At 71.4% G+C, this 17,548-nt stretch carries 14 protein-coding genes and 1 tRNA gene; 11 read left to right on the top strand and 4 right to left on the bottom strand.

From position 1 onward, the window contains the following. Positions 1 to 6: 6 nt before the first annotated feature. The 5 genes from VMR06_RS15605 (at position 7) to VMR06_RS15585 (ending at position 7,386) form a co-directional block, all read left to right on the top strand. The gene (locus VMR06_RS15605) at positions 7 to 1,878 is read left to right on the top strand and encodes a GldG family protein (protein ID WP_325377979.1); all 1,872 of its coding nucleotides are present in this window, start codon (positions 7 to 9) and stop codon (positions 1,876 to 1,878) included. Then, positions 1,878 to 3,071, top strand: a complete 1,194-nt coding sequence (locus VMR06_RS15600) for a DUF4340 domain-containing protein (protein ID WP_325377977.1) — start codon at positions 1,878 to 1,880, stop codon at positions 3,069 to 3,071. Before VMR06_RS15605 ends, VMR06_RS15600 begins: the two co-directional genes overlap by 1 nt. A 4-nt stretch (positions 3,072 to 3,075) precedes the next feature. Next, positions 3,076 to 3,465 carry a DUF423 domain-containing protein gene (locus tag VMR06_RS15595; protein WP_325377975.1) on the top strand — a complete coding sequence of 130 codons (390 nt, stop codon included), beginning with the start codon at positions 3,076 to 3,078 and terminating at the stop codon, positions 3,463 to 3,465. Positions 3,466 to 3,631: 166 nt separating this feature from the next. Beyond that, positions 3,632 to 6,067: a winged helix-turn-helix domain-containing protein gene (locus VMR06_RS15590; protein ID WP_325377973.1), complete on the top strand. Its 2,436-nt coding sequence runs from the start codon at positions 3,632 to 3,634 to the stop codon at positions 6,065 to 6,067. A gap of 212 nt (positions 6,068 to 6,279) precedes the next feature. Next, positions 6,280 to 7,386 (top strand): hypothetical protein, encoded by a 1,107-nt coding sequence (locus VMR06_RS15585; protein ID WP_325377971.1) that lies wholly within the window; start codon positions 6,280 to 6,282, stop codon positions 7,384 to 7,386. 114 nt (positions 7,387 to 7,500) lie between these two features. Here VMR06_RS15585 and VMR06_RS15580 read toward each other — a convergent pair whose 3' ends face one another. Then, a complete protein-coding gene (locus tag VMR06_RS15580; protein WP_325377969.1) occupies positions 7,501 to 7,974 on the bottom strand; it encodes a hypothetical protein in 474 nt (157 codons plus the stop codon). A 292-nt stretch (positions 7,975 to 8,266) separates the two neighbouring features. On the opposite strand from VMR06_RS15580, the gene VMR06_RS15575 reads away from it, so the two are divergent. Together VMR06_RS15575 and VMR06_RS15570 are read left to right on the top strand one after the other, a co-directional pair. Beyond that, positions 8,267 to 8,668 carry a BlaI/MecI/CopY family transcriptional regulator gene (locus tag VMR06_RS15575; protein WP_325377967.1) on the top strand — a complete coding sequence of 134 codons (402 nt, stop codon included), beginning with the start codon at positions 8,267 to 8,269 and terminating at the stop codon, positions 8,666 to 8,668. Continuing rightward, on the top strand, positions 8,665 to 10,947 hold the full coding sequence (locus VMR06_RS15570) for a M56 family metallopeptidase (RefSeq protein WP_325377965.1): 2,283 nt from the start codon (positions 8,665 to 8,667) through the stop codon (positions 10,945 to 10,947). The genes VMR06_RS15575 and VMR06_RS15570 overlap by 4 nt, the downstream gene beginning before the upstream one ends. A 15-nt stretch (positions 10,948 to 10,962) precedes the next feature. Here the strand turns inward: VMR06_RS15570 and VMR06_RS15565 are convergent, their stop codons facing one another. Both VMR06_RS15565 and VMR06_RS15560 read right to left on the bottom strand, forming a co-directional pair. Beyond that, positions 10,963 to 12,276: a sensor domain-containing phosphodiesterase gene (locus VMR06_RS15565; protein WP_325377963.1), complete on the bottom strand. Its 1,314-nt coding sequence runs from the start codon at positions 12,274 to 12,276 to the stop codon at positions 10,963 to 10,965. Between the two features lie 308 nt (positions 12,277 to 12,584). Further along, a tRNA-Ser gene (locus VMR06_RS15560) sits at positions 12,585 to 12,674 on the bottom strand. A gap of 112 nt (positions 12,675 to 12,786) precedes the next feature. Between VMR06_RS15560 and VMR06_RS15555 the strand changes: the two genes are divergently transcribed. From VMR06_RS15555 to VMR06_RS15540, 4 genes are all read left to right on the top strand, one after another. Beyond that, positions 12,787 to 13,179 (top strand): DUF6165 family protein, encoded by a 393-nt coding sequence (locus VMR06_RS15555; protein ID WP_325377961.1) that lies wholly within the window; start codon positions 12,787 to 12,789, stop codon positions 13,177 to 13,179. Positions 13,180 to 13,240: 61 nt separating this feature from the next. Beyond that, a complete protein-coding gene (locus tag VMR06_RS15550) occupies positions 13,241 to 13,684 on the top strand; it encodes a hypothetical protein (RefSeq protein ID WP_325377959.1) in 444 nt (147 codons plus the stop codon). A 103-nt stretch (positions 13,685 to 13,787) separates the two neighbouring features. Beyond that, positions 13,788 to 14,906 carry an alanine--glyoxylate aminotransferase family protein gene (locus VMR06_RS15545; RefSeq protein WP_325377957.1) on the top strand — a complete coding sequence of 373 codons (1,119 nt, stop codon included), beginning with the start codon at positions 13,788 to 13,790 and terminating at the stop codon, positions 14,904 to 14,906. A gap of 33 nt (positions 14,907 to 14,939) precedes the next feature. Next, positions 14,940 to 15,551 (top strand): glutathione S-transferase family protein, encoded by a 612-nt coding sequence (locus tag VMR06_RS15540; RefSeq protein ID WP_325377955.1) that lies wholly within the window; start codon positions 14,940 to 14,942, stop codon positions 15,549 to 15,551. 193 nt (positions 15,552 to 15,744) lie between these two features. Here the strand turns inward: VMR06_RS15540 and VMR06_RS15535 are convergent, their stop codons facing one another. After that, entirely contained in the window at positions 15,745 to 17,511 is a 1,767-nt protein-coding gene (locus VMR06_RS15535) for a bifunctional sulfate adenylyltransferase/adenylylsulfate kinase (RefSeq protein ID WP_325377953.1), read from the bottom strand. Between the last annotated feature and the right edge of the window lie 37 nt (positions 17,512 to 17,548).

Genomic DNA, 17,548 nt, shown 5'->3' with positions numbered 1-17,548 from the left:
GACGACATGACGCTTCATCGCAAGACCCTCTCCGGCGGCGCGCTGGTCGTGCTCGCCGTGCTGTTCGTCGCCGTGCTGCTGATCGTCAACACGCTGTTCCGCGGCGCGCGCGTGGATCTGACCGAGAGCCGGCTGTATACGCTGTCGGACGGCACCCGCAACATCCTGGCCTCGATCGAGGAGCCGATCCATCTGTACCTGTTCTACTCGGACAAGGGCACGCAGAACCTCGCGCCGCTGCGCACGTACTACCTGCGCGTGCGCGAGATGCTCGAGGAGATGGCCGCGCGCGCCGGCGGCAAGATCGAGCTTGAAGTGATCGATCCGCTGCCGTTCTCCGAGGACGAGGACCGCGCCTCGGCGTTCGGTCTGCAAGGCATTCCGGCCGGTCCCGGCGGCGAGTCGATCTTCTTCGGCCTGGCCGGCACCAACTCGACCAACGGCCGGGCGACGATCCCGTTCTTCCAGCCCGACAAGGAATCCTTCCTCGAGTACGACGTCGCCAAGCTGATCCACGAGCTCAGCGTGCCCAAGAAGCCGGTGGTCGGCCTGTTGTCGAGCCTGCCGGTCAGCGCCGGCTTCGATCCGGCGACCCGGCAGATGCGCGAACCCTGGGCGATCGCCCAGCAGCTCGAGCAGCTCTCGGAGCTGCGCACGCTCAACGCCGAGGGGCTGAAGACGATCGACGCGGAGATCGGCACCCTGGTCGTGGTCCATCCCAAGCAGCTGCCGGACGATGCGCTGTACGCGATCGACCAGTTCGTGCTGCGCGGCGGCCATCTGCTGGTCTTCGTCGATCCGAACGCCGAGACCGACACCTCGGGCCAGGATCCGGAGAATCCGCAGGCGGCGATGTTCGCCGACAAGTCCTCCGACCTCGGCAAGCTGTTCAAGGCCTGGGGCGTCGGCTACGACGCCGGCAAGGTCGTCATCGACCGCCTGCGCGCGCTGGCGATCAGCCGCGGTCCCGGCCAGCCGACGACGCGCCATCCGGCGATCCTCGGCCTGACCGCCGGCGACTTCAGCCGCGACGACGTCGTGACCTCCGGTCTGGAGTCGATCAACGTCTCGACGACCGGCTACTTCACGCTGGCCGAGGGCGCCAAGGCGACGCTGACGCCGCTGATCCAGAGCTCGGGCGAGGCGGCCGCGGTCGACACCGACCGGATCCGCTTCATGCAGGATCCCGGCGCGCTGTTCGAGGGCTACCAGGCCGCCGGCCAGCCGTTCGTGATCGCCGCGCGCGTCGGCGGCAAGCTCGCGACCGCGTTCCCGGAACGCAGCGAGGCCGGCCATCTGGCCGAGGCCAAGGACGATGCGCAGATCGTGGTGGTCGCCGATACCGATCTGCTGTCGGACCGGCTCTGGGTGCAGGTCCAGCAGTTCTTCGGGCAGCGCATCATGAACGCGTTCGCCAACAACGGCGACTTCGTCGTCAACACCGTCGACAACCTCAGCGGCTCGGGCGATCTGATCTCGATCCGCAGCCGCGCCACCTCGCAGCGGCCGTTCACGACCGTGGAGGCGCTCAAGCGCCACGCCGACGAGCGCTTCCGCGCCAAGGAGCAGGAGCTGCAGCGCGAGCTGTCCGACACCGAGCGCAAGCTTGCCGAGCTGCAGCGCGCCAAGTCCAGCGACCAGGCGATGATCCTGTCGCCGGAGCAGGAGGCCGAGCTCAAGAATTTCGCCGAGCGCAAGCTCGAGATCCGCAAGGAACTGCGCGGCGTGCGCCGCGAGCTCGACGCCGACATCGAAAGCCTCGGCACGCGCCTGAAGCTGATCAACGTGCTGCTGATGCCGCTGCTGGTCACGCTGGGTGCGCTCGGCTTCGTGCTGTGGCGACGCAACCGCCGCCGCGCGGCGCAGGGAGGTCTGTGATGAACGCCAGAACCCTCGCTATCGTCGCCGTCGTGACGCTGGCCGCGCTGGCCGCGGCGATCGGCCTGAACCACACGCGCAAGCCGGCCACCGAGCTGCGCAGCGAGCCGCTCGTGCCGGGCCTCAAGGACGAGGTCAACGCGATCTCCAAACTCAGCCTGATCGGCGCCGGCAATGCGCCGCTGGTCGTGCTCGAGCGCAAGGACGCCGGCTGGGTCGTCGCCAACCGCGACGGCTATCCGGCCGACAGCGGCAAGCTGCGCGAATTCGTGCTCAAGCTCGCCGACGCGACCGTGCTCGAACCCAAGACCGCCAGCCAGGACCGCTATCCGGCGATCGGCGTCGAGGACGTCGCGGCGGCCGACGCCAAGGGCGTGCGCGTCGAGATCGACGGCCCGAAGACGCCGGTGCGGCTGATCGTCGGTACGTTCAACGGTGCCGGCGGCGGCGGAACCTTCGTGCGCCGCGCCGACGAGGCACAGAGCTTTCTCGCCAGCGGCACGCTGACGCCCGAGAAGAATCCGACCGAGTGGCTGAGCCGCGATCTGGTCGACGTGCCGGCCGCGCAGATCGCCGAGGTGACGATCGAGAAGGCCGGCAAGACGCTGCGCGTGTTCAAGCAGGACGCCGCCGAGGAGAACTTCCGCATCGCCGACCTGCCTAAGGGCCGCGAGGCCAGTTCGCCGGCCGCAGCCAATCCGCTCGCGTCCGGCCTGGCCGGCCTGCGCATCGACGGGGCGCGTCCGGCGTCCGCCGCCGCGGCGCCGGCGTCCGCGGTCAAGGCGCGCTATGCCGCGTTCGACGGCCGCGTCGTCGAGGTCACGGCCTGGCAGGCCGACGGCAAGCACTATGCGCAGTTCGCGGCCTCGCTCGACGAGGCGCGCGCCGATGCGCATGCCGAGGCTGCGCAGGCACAGGCCAAGGCTGCGCAGCCCGCGCCGGCGGATGCGGCGGCGGCCGAAGGCCAGCCTGCCGCGGATGCCGAGCGCGCTGCCGGCGACAGCGCAGCAGCGGCGGCCGACGCGGCGCCGGATCGCGCGGCGCGGCTGGCCGCGGTCAGAACCGAGGTCGAGGCGCTGCAGCGCCGCTTCGCCGGCTGGGCGTTCGAGATCCCGGCGCACAAGTACGCGAGCTTCGACAAGTCCATCGACGATCTGCTCAAGCCGGCCGATGCCAAGCCGGCCAAGAAGTAGGCCGGTGACCGACCCGCGCCGGACGATCGCGTGCACGGCGGCCGCTTTCGGCGGCCTCGGCGTGATCGCCGGCGCGTTCGGCGCGCATGCGCTGAAGGCCACGCTCGCGGCGGACCGCATCGCGCTGTGGCAGACCGCGGTGGACTACCAGATCTGGCACGCGCTGGCGCTGCTCGGCCTGGCCGCGCTGGCACCGGGTCTCGCGGCACGGCCGGCGCGGCTGGCCGGTGCGCTGTTCGCGACCGGCATCGTGCTGTTCAGCGGCAGCCTCTACCTGCTCGCGCTCGGCGCACCGCGCCTGCTCGGCCTGGTGACGCCGTTCGGCGGACTGGTGCTGATCGGTGGCTGGCTCGTGCTCGGCTGGGCCGGCCAGCGCCGATCGGCGCCGCCATGAGCCGCGGCAGTGGCGCCGGCGCGCCGATGGGCTCGGCGCACGCGCGGTAGAATCGCCGGCGATACGAGCGGGCAGGTCGCTTCATGAGCAGTGCACATCGCGAGCGGAGCGGTCCGGCGCCGACTCGGCGCTACGCGCGTCGCACCCCGAGGGGCTGCACCCGCTGATGCAGCCGCTGGCGTTTCGCTTCGGCGCGTTCCGGCTGCTGCCCGCTGCACGCGAGCTGTGGAACGGCGACACCCTGGTCGCGCTGCCGCCGCGTGCGTTCTCGTGTCTGGTCATGCTGGTCGAGCAGCGCGAACGCGCGGTCGGGCGCGAGGAGCTGATCGGCGCCCTGTGGCCGCGCGGCCATGCCTCGGATGTGCAGCTCGGCCAGCTGATCCTGCAGTGCCGCCGCGCGATCGACGACGACGGCCAGAGCCAGCACGCGATCCGCACGGTGGCCGGCTTCGGCTATCGCTGGATCGCGCCGGTCGAAGTCGAGCGCCTGCGCGGCGATTCCGAGGCGCCGGCCGCGAGCGCACCGGCGGTATCGCCGTCCGGCGCGGCCGGGTCGGCAGCGGCGACCGATCCGGCGCCGGCGTCTGCGGCCGCGGCGATGCCCGTGCCGCGCAGCGGCCGCGGCCGGCGGGCCGCCTGGCTCGCGGCGGCCGCATTGCTGATCGCGGCCCTGATCGCGGTCTCGGCCTGGCTCGTTCGACGGCCCGCGTCCGAGGCTGCGCGCGGCGCGGACCGGATCGTCGTGCTGCCGGTCGCGTCGGCCGACGCGGACGAGCCGTGGATCCGGCTCGGCGGCATGGACCTGGTCGGCGACCGGCTGCGCCGCAGCGGCATCGCGGTGGTGCCGAGCGATGCGACCGTCAGCATGCTGCGCAGCCTCGGCGTCGCGCCGACGGCGATGCCCGGCGAGGCTGAGCTGGCCGAACTGCGACAAATGGCCGGTGCGGCTGCGCTGGTGCGCACGACGCTGACGCGGTCCGGCGATGCCTGGCTCGCGACGGCGAGCGCGGCCGCCGATGTCGGCCCGCCGCTGCTCGGCCGCTATCAGGACGTCTCGCCGGTGGCTGCGCTGCGCGGTGCCGCCGACCGGCTCAGTGCGGTGCTCGGCCACGTGCCGGCGGCTCCGGCCGATGCCGGCGGTCTGTCCGAGACGCTGCAGCGTGCGCGTGCCGCGATGCTCGCCAACGAGCCGGCGGCCGCGCGCGCGATCCTGCTCGCCGATCCGGCCCTGGTCCGCGACGAGCCGCGGCTGCGCCAGCACCTGGCCGAGGTCGACATCCGCTCCGGGCGTTTCGAGGATGCGCGCGCCGCGCTCGACGCGCTGCTCGCCGAGACGCAGGGCCAGGCCTCGGTGTTCCGCGCCGAGGTGCTCGCGGCGCGCGCAACCGTCGCGATCCGCACCGGCGCGTTCTCCGACGCCGGACGCTACGCCAGCGAGGGCATCGAGCTGCATGCCGACGACGACGATGCGATCCTGGTCGGCCGCCTGCACCTGGCGCGCGGCGTCAGCCGCATCTCGATGCAGGACTATTCCGGCGCGCTGATCGACAACGGCATCGCGCGCGAGGAGTTCCAGCGCGCCGGCGACATCGCCAGCGTCGCGCGCGTCGACGGCAATCTCGGCGCACTCGAGAATCTGCGCGGCCACCCGGCGCTGGCCGTGCCGTACCTCGAATCGGCGATCGCCCAGTTCCAGTCGCTCGGCGTGGTCCAGGAGCAGATCAGCAACCTGCAGAACCTGTTCGTCTCGCTGCGCCAGCAGCTGTTGAACGCGCAGGCGCTGGCGGCGATCGACCGCGCCTGGGCGATGCGCGAGCGGATGGTCAATCCCGATTCGCTGCTGTCGGTGCGGCTGTTCCGCGTGCAGGGTCTGTTGCGGGTGGGACGCCACGGCGAGGCGGCCGGCCTGCTCGACGATCCCGCCAACGACCGCACGCCGGCCGATCCGATCGAGAACGACCGGATCCGCCTGCTGCGTGCCGAGCTGGCCTGGGACCGCGGCCAGCCCGCCGAGGCGCTCGGCCTGCTCGAGGCCGTGCCCGAGGACGAGGCCGCCTCGGCCGACAACGACGTCGTACGGGCTGCGGTCGCGGTGCTGCGTTCGCGGCTCGAGCAGGCGCTGGGCACGCCGGTCACGCCGCCGGGCAGCGGCGAGGCAGCCGTCATGCGTGCCGAGCGCAGCCATCCGCGCATGCCGCTGCGCGGGCTGGCCGCCGCCAACCGGGCCTGGACGGCCGGACGCCTCGACCAGGCCGAACACGCGTTCCAGGCCGCGCTGTCGCTGGCCGACGCGCAGGGCGTCGCCGAGACGACCGCGGCGATCGTCGCCGACTACACGCGGTTCCTGCTCGCGGCCGGCCGCGTGCGCGAGGCGGCCGCGATCGCCGGCCGCGTCGCGCTCTGGGCCGCGCACGACTACGGCTGCGCGCTGACCCGGTTGCGGCTGGCCCATGCGCAGGGACGGACCGACGCCTGGCGCGCCGCGCTTGAGCAGGCCCGGGCGCTGGCCGGCGAGCGGACGATACCGGCCGAGCTGGTCGCTGCGCCGGGTCCGCGCGACCCCGCGGTCGCGCGTTCCGGCGCCCGGCCCGGCGAGCGCTGAACCCCTGGCGCCGCCGGACCTCGATCGGCGGACCGGGCGCCTGCGCCGGCGGCGCCGGACCGATCGCAAGCAATTGATCGGAAACCTTTAATCGGATCGTAACGCGATCCGAACGTGCTGCGAATCGCGCCGCCGCCGTCATCGGACGACCATCGCGACGGCGCCGTGCCCGTGCCATGGCCGCTCTCACCCGTACGAGGAAGCCTGCCCAGATGATCACCGTGAAATCGCCGCCGTCCGCCGTCCTCGCGATCGCGCTCGGCCTGACTGCCGCGACGGCCGCCGCCGCCGCGCCGCAGTACCACCTGGTGCCGATCGAGATCGACGGTGCCGAAAGCGTCTTCGTCGCCGACATGAACGACGCCGGCCTGGCGGTCGGCTACTACGTCGACGCCGACACGTTCCAGAACCGCCCGTTCCTCTGGGACGGCCAGCAGGCGCGTCGGCTGCCGATTCCGGCCGACCGCGAGGAGGGCCAGGCGACCGGCATCAACGGCAACGGCCGGATCGTCGGCTACGCCTCGACGATCCTCAAGGACGGCGCGGTCACGACCGCCTTGCTCTGGGACGCCGCCGATCTGGCGCAGTACGCGATCATCGAAGGCCCGGCCGGTACCCAGGTCAATCCCGACGATATCAACGACAGCGGCGTCGTCGTCGGCCTGGCCGCGACCGCAGGCCAGTTCAACGCATTCGAATGGAGCGCCGAGCGCGGCTTCGTCGACGACGGCGTGCCGGACCACGGTCCCGGCACGCAGGCCTACTGGGCCGGCATCAACAATGCCGGCGTCAAGCTCGGCGGCTGGTACTTCCCGGGCACGCCGTCGCACGCCACGATCGGCCAGGCCGGCGTCCCCGGCATCGCCCCGATCGCCGCCGGCGTCGACGACGTCGCAAGCAAGGCCTATGCGGCCAACGAGGCGGGCCTGGCGGTCGGCGAGATGGATCTGGCCGGCAACGGCAAGCCGGTGCCGGTGACGTTTCGCGACGGCACCGCGACCGCCGTGCCGGGGGCGCTGCTCGGACTCGCGCAGGGCATCGCCTTCGACGTCAACGAAGGCGGCACGATCGTCGGCCGCGCGTACGACTTCGCGACGCTCGCGTTCAAGGCCTTCGTGCATGTCGACGGCGTCTCCTACGACATCGCCGCGCAGGCCGACAACGGAACGCTCTACGAATACCTGCTCAACGCGGTGGCGGTCGCCGAGGACGGCACGATCGCCGGCACCGCGCGCGGCCCGAATTTCACGGTCGCCAGCTACGTCGCGGTGCCGGTCGTCGCCGAGACGATCTTCGCCGACGGCTTCGACGCTCGCTGAGGCCGGCTGCCGCGTTCCGCCGCCGGCTGCTCGATTCGCCGCTCGGACCGCCGGTTCGATCCCAGCCCGATGCGATCCGCCGACCCGCCGCGCGGGCGGCGGATCGCGGGCGCGTCAGCACCAGCTGCTGCCGCCGCCGCAGACCGCCGGAATCCAGTAGGTCGCCTCCAGGGGCAGCGTCTCGGAGGTGGCCGTGTCGGTCACGGTCACGAAGATCGTATTGTCCAGATCGCTGCCGGCCGAGCCGACCGCGAGATTGCAGTACGAGGTCGTCGAGATGCAGCCGGAGAAGATGCTCTGCTTGGCGCCGAAAGGCGGCGGCAGCGCCGGAACGGTCCAGGCGTAGCTGTAGGTGCCGCCGGCCGGCGCGTAGACCTGGATGTTGACCGCGTAGCCGGACGCCGGTACCGACGGCACGCAGTAGTCGGTCGCGCTGCCGGAGGAACCGCCGGGTGTGGTCCAGCATTTGATCACCGTACCGCTCAGCGAGTCGGGCGCGATCGCAGGGCTGCGCTGCAGCGACGCGGGACCGGCATGGGCGCCGGCAGCGGTCAGCGTGACGGCAGCGGCGAGAAGACGGATTTTCATGTGCACACTCTCCTTGGCGTGGTTGAGCGCCGATCGTCTGCCGCTGCGCGGCATTCATCCGTGACTGCGGTCACGGACGTTGCGCATCCCGTCCGGTGACGGACCGGCCGGACCGGCACGAAGCCTGGACGGACCGCGGGCACAAGCGCGGCCGGCCGATCGTGCCGGGCAGCGGCCGCCGGCGATGTCGCCGCGTGCGAGCCGGCCGTGACGCCCGTCCATGACTTTCGGCCCGTTACGGCAGCAGCTTCGTGTTCTACAAATGTAGTACTACGGGCGTAGAAGGTAGCTCATGGAACACCGGTCCGACGACATCGCGCTGAGCGATCTGCAGCTGGACGTCATGCGCACGCTCTGGCGCGGCGAGGCGACCGTGGCCGATGTCGTGGCCGCCCTGGCCGCGTCGCGCGATCTGGCCCACACCACGGTGGCCACCTTGCTGACGCGTCTGGAGAAGCGCGGCGTCGTGGCGGTTCGCCGCGAAGGCCGGCAGCTGCTCTACAGCGCCCGCGTCAGCGAATCGCAGGTGCGCCGTTCGATGGTCAGCGGCCTGATCCAGAGCCTTTTCCGCGGCGACGCCCGCGCACTGCTCGCGCATCTGGTCAGCGAGGACGACGTCGCGCCGGACGACCTCGAACGCGTGCGCGCGCTGCTCGATGCCGAGCGCGCCCCGCCGCGCAGGAGGCGGACATGATCGTCCTCGTCGAGCGGCTCGCTTCGGCACTGGCGACGCTGGCCGTGCATGCGACGCTGCTGCTGGCGATCGTCTGGTCGCTCGAGCGCCTGCGTCTGCTGCGCAGTCCGCAGGCGCTCGAATGCGCATGGCGCTTCGGCTTGTTCGGTGCGCTGCTGTCCACGGCCGTTTCGGTGCTGGTTCCGGCGGCACCCGACTACGCTGCGCAACGGCAGACCGCGGCCGAGCGGTCTGCGTCGATCGCGGCCGCGCCGTCACCGTCGACACCGCTGCCGGTCGCGGGTACCGCGCAGTTCGGCGGCACCGATGCGGCGATGGCGCTGCTGCCGATGCCACCCGGCCAGACGCCTGCGACGAAGTACCGGCCGGCGATGGCTCTGACGTCGGGCCTGATGCAGGGCGCAGTCGCGGCATGGCTGGCCGGCCTCCTGGTCGCGCTGCTGGTGTTCGTGCGGCGCGGGCGCGGGCTGCTGCGGTTGCGGCGAGGCGTGCTGGTGCGGGGGCAAGCGGCCTCGCCGCCGCTGCTCGACCGAGTCGTCGATCTGGCTGCCCGGATGCACCTGCCGGTCCCGGCCGTTCGCGTGACGCCGGCGGTCACCGGTCCGATGGCGCTGCCGCACGCGATCGTGCTGCTGCCGCGCTGGAGCGAGGCGCTGTCGGCCGAGCAGCAGCGCGCGATGCTCGCGCACGAGCTGGCCCATCTGCAGCGCCGCGATCCGTACTGGCGGATCGTCCAGCACGCTGCCTTGCTGCCGCTGTTCTTCCATCCGCTCGCCTGGCATGCGCGGCGGCGCCTGGAATCGCTGGCCGAGGATGCCTGCGATGCCGCGGCGGCCGACCTGCTGGGCAGCGGACGGCCATTGGCCGAATGTCTCGCCACCTGTCTGTCCCATGCGCACAGCGGTCCGCGCATGCCCACCTTCGCCGCCACGATGGCACACGATGCAAGTCCGGTCGTGCGCCGCGTGCAGCGCCTGCTCGAGGAAACTCCGATGTCGATCCGTCCTTCATCCGCGTGGCTGCGAGGCGGCGCGTCCGCCGCCGTCGTACTGGCGCTGCTTTCGCTCCCGGGCATCGCGGTGACCACCGCCGTTGCCGGCGACGCCCGTCGCAACGTCGAGGTGCGCACCGCGAACGGCACCGAGACCATCCGCTACCGCGATCGCCGCGACGGTTACGCGCTGGACGTCGAGCAGAACGGCACGATCGACTTCAACGCCGACGAGAGCGACGTGGCACGGCTCGCGAACGGTGCCGATCTGACGATCACCGAGACGGTCTCCGGTGTGACGCGCGAGATCGGCTTCAAGGGCCGCGGCGACGCCGTCGAGCGGCGCTACCGCGTCGACGGCACCGAGCAGCCTCTGGATGCCGACGGCCGCGCCTGGGTCGCGGCCGTGCTGCCGCGCGTGCTGCGCGAAAGCGGCGCTCAGGCCGAGGCGCGCGGCGGGCGCCTGCTCGCCCGCGGCGGCGCCGATGCCTTGCTGGCCGAGATCGACCTGATCCAGTCCGATCACGCACGTGCCGCCTATCTGCGCGTGCTGTTCGCCGGGGCCACGCTGGCGCCGGAACAACAGCGGCGCGCGCTGGCGCTGACCGCGGCGATCGGATCGGACTACGAGAAGCGCAACGTGCTGCAGGGCGCGCTGGAACAGGACGCGCTGCCGGCGAACCTGCAGGTGCCGCTGCTGCGGGCAGCCGCCGGCATCGGTTCGGACTACGAACGCGCCGAGCTGCTGAGCTGGGTGGCCGAGCGCCTGCCGCTGCAGGGCGAGGCGCTGGACGCCTGGAGCGAGGCGGTGCGCGGCATCGGCTCGGATTTCGAGCGGCGTCGCGTGATCGAGGCGCTGCTCGAGCGCGGCCCGGCGACGCCGGCCGTGCTGGTCCGTGCACTCGACGATGCCGGCGGTATCGGCAGCGATTTCGAGAAGCGCTCGGTGCTCGATGCGATCGCCGCCCAGCACAGCGATTCCGCCGACGTGCGCGCCGCCTATCTGCGCCTGGCGTCCGGTATCGGCTCGGACTTCGAGCGCCGTCAGGCGCTGCTGGCCCTGCTCGACGGCGCCGTGCCCGATGCGGCCACGACCAATGGCGTGCTCGCGGCGGTCGAGACGATGGATTCGGATTTCGAGGCGCGCCAGGTGCTGGTCGGCCTCGCCCGCGTGATGCCCGGCGAAGCCGGACTGATCGCGCGCTATCGCAAGGTCGCGCGCGGTCTGGACGATTTCGAGCGCGGCCAGGCCGAGAAGGCGCTGGACCGGTTCGACGGCGCCGACTGAGGCGCGTTGCCGATCTCAGACCGGCGCCGGCCGGCTCAGCAGGAAGCCCTGGCCGTAGCGCACGCCGAGCGCGGCCAGGGTGTCGCGTTCTTCGGCGGTCTCAATGCCTTCTGCGATCAGCGCGGTGCCGGTTTCGCGCGCGAACGAGACGATCGCGGTCGCGAGCTGGCGATGCTGCAGGCGCTGGTCGATGTCGCGCGTGATCGAGATGTCGAGCTTGATGATGTCCGGCGACAGCCGCAGCACATGGCGCAGGCTGGCATAGCCGGCGCCGGCGTCGTCGATCGCGAAGCGCCATCCATACTGGCGCAGCGCCTGCACCCGCTCGGCCAGCGTGGCGTAGTCGGCGACCTGCGAGTGCTCGGTGATCTCGATGACGACGCGCTCGCCGGGGAAGCGGGTGAGCAGGATGTCGAGCTCCGCGCGCAGCAGCGTGCTCGGCGACACGTTGACCGACAGATAGGCATCGGCCGGCAGGCGGTGCGCGACCGCGACGATCGTCTCGATGCAGGCCAGCTCCAGTTCCTCGCACAGACCGAGCGCATCGGCTGCGGCGAACCAGCCGCCTTCCGGTGCGGCCGGCCGTTCCGGAAAGCGGCTCAGGCCTTCGTAGCCGACGATGCGGCCGCTGTCGAGCTCGAAGATCGGCTGGAACACCGGCGCGATCGCGCCGGTGTCGATCAGCGCGCGCAGGCTGTTGCACTGCGCCTCGTGGCGCTCGCGCGCCTCCTGCTCGCCGGCCGCGGCGGCCGCGGCCTCGGCTAGCGTGCGCGCGTGCTCGAGCGTGTGATGCAGCGTGGCGCCGATGAAGGTGCCGAACATCTCCAGCGTCGCCGTATCGCGCCGCGTATACGCATAGGGCCGATCCGACACGACCTTGAGCACGCCGACCGTGCGTTGCTCGTACAGCAGCGGCACGAGGATCGCCGAGCGCAGACCGACGCGGCGGCAGGCCTCGAGGTTGACGCGCGGATCGTGCTCGCTGTCGTCGCATTGCAGCACCTGGCCGGTGCGCAGGCACAGGCCCGAGATGCTGCCCTCGCACGAGACGCGAAAGCCGCGGTGCGCGGCGACCGATCCGCTCGCCGACCAGTAGACCAGCTCGTCGCCTTCGAGCATCTCGACGACCGCGCCGGTCGAGCCGGTCATCGTCTGCGAATGGCGCGTGATGAGGTCGACCACCTTGAGCGGGTCGAGACCGGCACGCGCGATCTCGCTCTGCGCGGCGATGATCTGCGTCAGCACGGCCTCGTCGACCTGAGCGTGCGGGCGCCCGTGTCGCCGCTGCAGCGGCACCACGTTCGATGCGGAAGACTTCCCTGGAGACATGGCGCGCCCCGTTCGTCGCAATCACGAAACTTATACTCTTCCACCCGGCGTTGCGCCTGAATCGTCCCCATGGCCGGCTCAAACGGGCGTTTGAGGCAGGCGCGGCCGGCTTGCCAGCCGTTGCGGCGCGGCGCCGGGCCGGCAGCGCCTCTCCATTCCGGTTCGACGGCGGTACCGCGGAGGCGCGTCCGGGCGTGTTCGTCGAGAGATGCCGGGGCCGGCGTCGCGGTCGTGAGGCCTGAGCGAGCATGCGGCGAGGCGACGGTCCGGCCAACAAAAAGGCCCTGACGGATCAGGGCCTTGATGGGTGGCGGAGAGGGTGGGATTCGAACCCACGGTACGCTTGCACGTACGCCTGATTTCGAGTCAGGTACATTCGACCACTCTGCCACCTCTCCAGAAAAGCGGCGCCCGTATGGTCTCGGGAGGGCGCGCATGATACGGGGCGCTGCGGCCGGTGACAACGGGGTCCGGTAAACTGGCCGCTCCCTCCGCTTTCGATGCGTGCCGATGAGCCTGATCTCCACCCCCGTTTCGTATGGCGAGCTGATCGACAAGATCACGATCCTCCAGATCAAGTCCGAGCGCATGAGCGACCCGGCCAAGCTCGCCAACGTCGGCACCGAGCTGGACGCCTTGAACCGCACCTGGGCCGCCGACCCGGCCGCGGCGGCCGACATCGCCGAGCTGCGCGGCCGGCTCAAGGCCGTCAACGAGGCGCTCTGGGACATCGAGGACCGGATCCGCCTCAAGGAAAAGGCCAAGGCCTTCGATGCCGAGTTCGTCGAGCTGGCGCGTTCGGTCTACATCCGCAACGACGAGCGCGCGGCGCTCAAGCGCGAGATCAACCTCAAGCTCGGCTCGACGCTGATAGAAGAGAAGTCCTACCAGAACTATCTCTGACCCGGACGGCTCTGATGCGATCTTCCGAGCTTCGGCCGGAGGCAGGCTCTAGGAGGACCTTGTGTCGACAATGACGATGGCGCAACTCTTTTCAGCCTGTCTGGGCATCGTTGGGTCAGTCTTCTTCGCTAAGGGAATTCTCAAGCAAAGCGTCGAGGCCATGGGGCGCCTGTCTGGAACGTACTGGAACTGGAATCCCAATCTTCCGCCCGCACTGGCTACGCAGAAGGCTGAGTATCAGTTTGGATGCGGCTTCATATTTCTTGCGTTTCTGATGCAATGGGCTTCGTTCTTTTTGTCGGACGAGCCCTTGGTCGGGGTCAGCCCGCTTTTACGTTGGTACGCCGTGCCGGTGACCATAGTGCTGTTCTTCGCGGCTAGACTGGCTTGTATGCGCTTAGCTAAGCGGTACGAAGCACAGGTCATTCAATGGCTGCGGCGCGAACATCGCGTTGTACAGGGTCGTCCGAAAGATGCCGACGTCGGTGCTAGTCCAAGCACCTGAGCCGGCGTGAAGCGCGGGTAAGACCGCAACGGCGAGGGCCGGGCGTCCTGGATTGACGGCGAAGCTACAATCGCCATTCCCGCCGCTCCGAGGATCGCCGCCGATGCACAGCTTCTTGCCTCCCGATCGCCTGCTGCTGGGGCCTGGGCCGTCACCGGTGCCGCCGCGCGTGCTGGCCGCGCTGGCGCGGCCGACGATCGGCCATCTCGACCCGCGCTTCATCGCGATGATGGACGAGGTCAAGGATCTGCTGCGCGGCGCGTTCCGGACCGGACATGCGCTGACGCTGCCGGTGTCGGCGCCCGGATCGGCCGGCATGGAAACGGCCTTCGTCAATCTGATCGAGCCGGGCGACACCGTGATCGTCTGCCGCAACGGCGTGTTCGGCGGGCGCATGCGCGAGAACGTCGTGCGGATCGGCGCCAATGCGGTCATGGTCGACGACCCGTTCGGCCGGCCGGTCGATCCGCACAAGGTCGAGGCCGCGCTGCGCGCGCATCCGGGGGCCAAGGCGCTGGCGTTCGTGCACGCCGAGACCTCCACCGGCGTCGCTTCGGACGCCGCGACGCTGTGCCGGCTCGCCCGCGAGCACGGCGTGCTCAGCATCGTCGACGCGGTGACCAGTCTCGGCGGCAGCCCGCTCGAGGTCGACGGCTGGGGCATCGACGCGGTCTATTCGGGCTCGCAGAAGTGCCTGTCGGCACCGCCGGGTCTGTCGCCGGTCAGCTTCAGCGACGCGGCCGTCGCCGCGATCCGCGCACGCCGCACGCCGGTGCAGAGCTGGTTCCTCGATCTCAACCTGGTCATCGGCTACTGGCAGGGCAGCGGCGCCCGCGCGTATCACCACACCGCGCCGATCAACATGCTCTACGCGCTGCACGAAGCCCTGCTGATCCTGCACGAGGAGGGCCTCGAAGCGGCCTGGGCGCGCCACCGCGCGAACCACCTGCGATTGTGCGACGGGCTCGAGGCGCTCGGTCTGACGCTGCCGGTCGATCCGGCGTCGCGTCTGCCGCAGCTCAATGCGGTCGCGGTGGCGGACGGCGTCGACGAAGCGGCCGTGCGCCGCACGCTGCTCGAACGGCACGGCATCGAGATCGGCGCCGGTCTCGGCGAGCTGGCCGGCAAGATCTGGCGCATCGGCCTGATGGGCCACGGCAGCACGCCCGGGAACGTCGACCGTGTCGTCGCCGCGTTCGGCGAGGCGCTCGCGCGCGGCTGAGCGCGCATCCGGCCACATCGTGAGGAGAACCGCATGAAGCTCTACTACGCGCCCGGCACCTGTTCGCTGGCCTGCTGGATCGCGCTCGAGTGGGCCGGCGCCGACTACACGGCCGAGAAGGTCGATCCGAAGTCCGACGCCTACCGGCGCATCAATCCGCTCGGCACGGTGCCGGCGCTCGACATCGGCGGTCCACGCGCGATGACGCAGGCCGACGCGATCCTGCAATACATTGCCGAGACGCATCCGCAGCGGCGGCTCGGCGTCGAGGGCGGCGCCGAGCGGCGCTTCGCGTTCGCCGAGACGCTGGCGTTCCTGACCGGCGATTTCCATCCGGCGTTCTGGCCGTTCTTCTCGCCGCAGCGCTACACGACGCGCGAGGACGAAGCCTCGCTGCAGGCGGTGCGCGAGGCGGCGCATGCGCGCATCGATCGCGTGATGACGCATCTGGACGGCCTGATCGGCGGCGGCGTGCACGTCCACGACGGCCGGCGCACGATCGCCGATGCCTATGCGTTCGTGATGGCGCGCTGGACCGAACGCCTGCCCAGGACCTGGCGTGCCTATCCGAACGTCGCGCGCTTCATGGAGACGATGCAGGACGATCCGGCGGTCGACCAGGTGCTGATGCAGTCGCGCGCCTGAGCCGGCGCGGCGTTCCGGCTCGTGCGCTCGTTGGCCCCGGGGCCGTGCGGCCGGGCTGACGGTGGCCGCGCCGCGGCGCCGCTTGCCCTGGCGGGTCGGGCCGCTGCCGCGATCGTGGTCGCCGCGACCGCACCCATCGCATCGCCGGGCCCGCCGCGCCGCGTGGCCGCGGCTCGGCCTGCCGCGCGGACGCTCAGCCGAGCAGGCCGCGCTCGGCCAGTGCGTTCAGCACCGCGTCGGCCAGCGCATGCGGTGTCGTGGCATCGGTGTCGAGGCGCAGATCCGGTGCGGCCGGCACCTCGTAGGGATCGCTGATGCCGGTGAACTGCGCGATGCGGCCGGCGCGCGCCTGCGCGTAGAGCCCCTTGCGGTCGCGCGCCTCGCAGACCGCGAGCGGCGTGGCGACGTGGATCTCGACGAACGCGCCGTGACGCTCGACGAGACGCCGCACCGCGTCGCGGTCGTCGGCATACGGCGCGATCGGCGCACAGACCGCGATGCCGCCATGGCGCGTGATCTCGGCCGCGACCCAGCCGATCCGGCGCACGTTGGCCGAGCGGTCCTCGCGGCTGAAGCCGAGGCCGCGCGACAGATGCGTGCGCACCTCGTCGCCGTCGAGCAGGGTGACCGGCCGCGCCGAACGTTCCATCAGACGCGCGATCACGGCTTCGGCGATCGTCGACTTGCCGGCGCCGGACAGGCCGGTGAAGAACAGCGTGTAGCCGCGCCGCGCGCCGGCCGGATGGCGTTCGCGCAGGATCGCGGCGATCTGCGGATAGGTGAACCAGGCCGGGATGTCCTCGCCGTGCGCCAGGCGGCGCCGCAGCTCGGTGCCGGACAGGTCCTCGACGCGCTCGCCGTCACCGACCTCGTCGGCGGGCAGGTAGCGGTCCTGGTCGGCCGCATAGACCATCGCCGGGAACGGCACGATGCCGATGCCGAGTTCGTCCTGATGCCGGGCCAGCAGCTCCTGCGCCGCGAACGGCGGATAGAACGGCACGCCCTGCGCATCGCGGCCGGGCCCGGCATGGTCGCGGCCGACGATGAAATGCGTCGCGCCGTAGTTCTTGCGGATGATCGCGTGCCACAGCGCCTCGCGCGGGCCGGCCATGCGCATCGCCAGCGGCAGCAGCGACAGTTTGGCGCGATCGGGCGGGTAGTGGTCGAGCAGCGCGCGATAGCAGCGCACGCGCGTGAAGTGGTCGACGTCGCCGGGCTTGGTGCGGCCGACCACCGGCTGGATCAGCAGGCGGGCGCCGGTTCGCTCGGCCGCGCGCAGCGTCAGCTCGCGGTGCGCGCGGTGCATCGGATTGCGCGTCTGGAACGCGACGGTCTCGCGCCAGCCGTGCCGGGCCAGCCAGTCGCGCAGCTCGCGCGGCGATTCGCGCAGGTCGCGAAAGTCGAAATGCGTCGGTGCCTGGATGCCCTGCAGGCGGCCGCCGAGGTAGACCGGGTGGCTGCGCTCGAGCAGGTCGGCGACACCGGGATGGCTGCGGTCGAGGGTGCCGAACACCGCGCGGGCCTCGGCCTCGCGGTCGGGCCGGTAGCGGCTCTCGATCGTCAGCACCGCCAGCGGCACGCCCTGACCGTCGCGCAGCGCGATCTCCTCGCCGATCGCGAGCGGCGCGGCGAACGCCTCATCGACGTCGAGCGTGATCGGGATCGGCCACAGCGTGCCGTCGGCGAGCCGCAGCTCGCTCAGCACGCGTTCGTAGTCGGCCTGGCCGAGGAAGCCCTCGAGCGGCGAGAACGCGCCGTTGAGCAGCAGTTCGAGGTCGCAGAGCTGGCGCTCGCCGAGCGTCCAGGCCGGCAGGGCCGCGCTGCGCGCGCGCAGCGCCGCGGCAGCCTCGCCGCCGAGGTAGCGCTCCTTGAGCACGCCGCCGTGCGGCGGAATCGGAGCGCCGGCAGGCGTGCCGGTCGGATCGGTGGGCAGGTCGAGAACGGCAGCGGGGCGGGACATGGGGACTCCGGGGCGGATCTTTGTTGTCGTGGCGCAC

Source organism: Dokdonella sp. (genome assembly GCF_035511235.1).
Taxonomy (GTDB): Bacteria; Pseudomonadota; Gammaproteobacteria; order Xanthomonadales; family Rhodanobacteraceae; genus Dokdonella.
The sequence above is the reverse complement of the archived record's forward strand: the minus strand, read 5'-3'. Positions and strand labels throughout refer to the sequence as shown.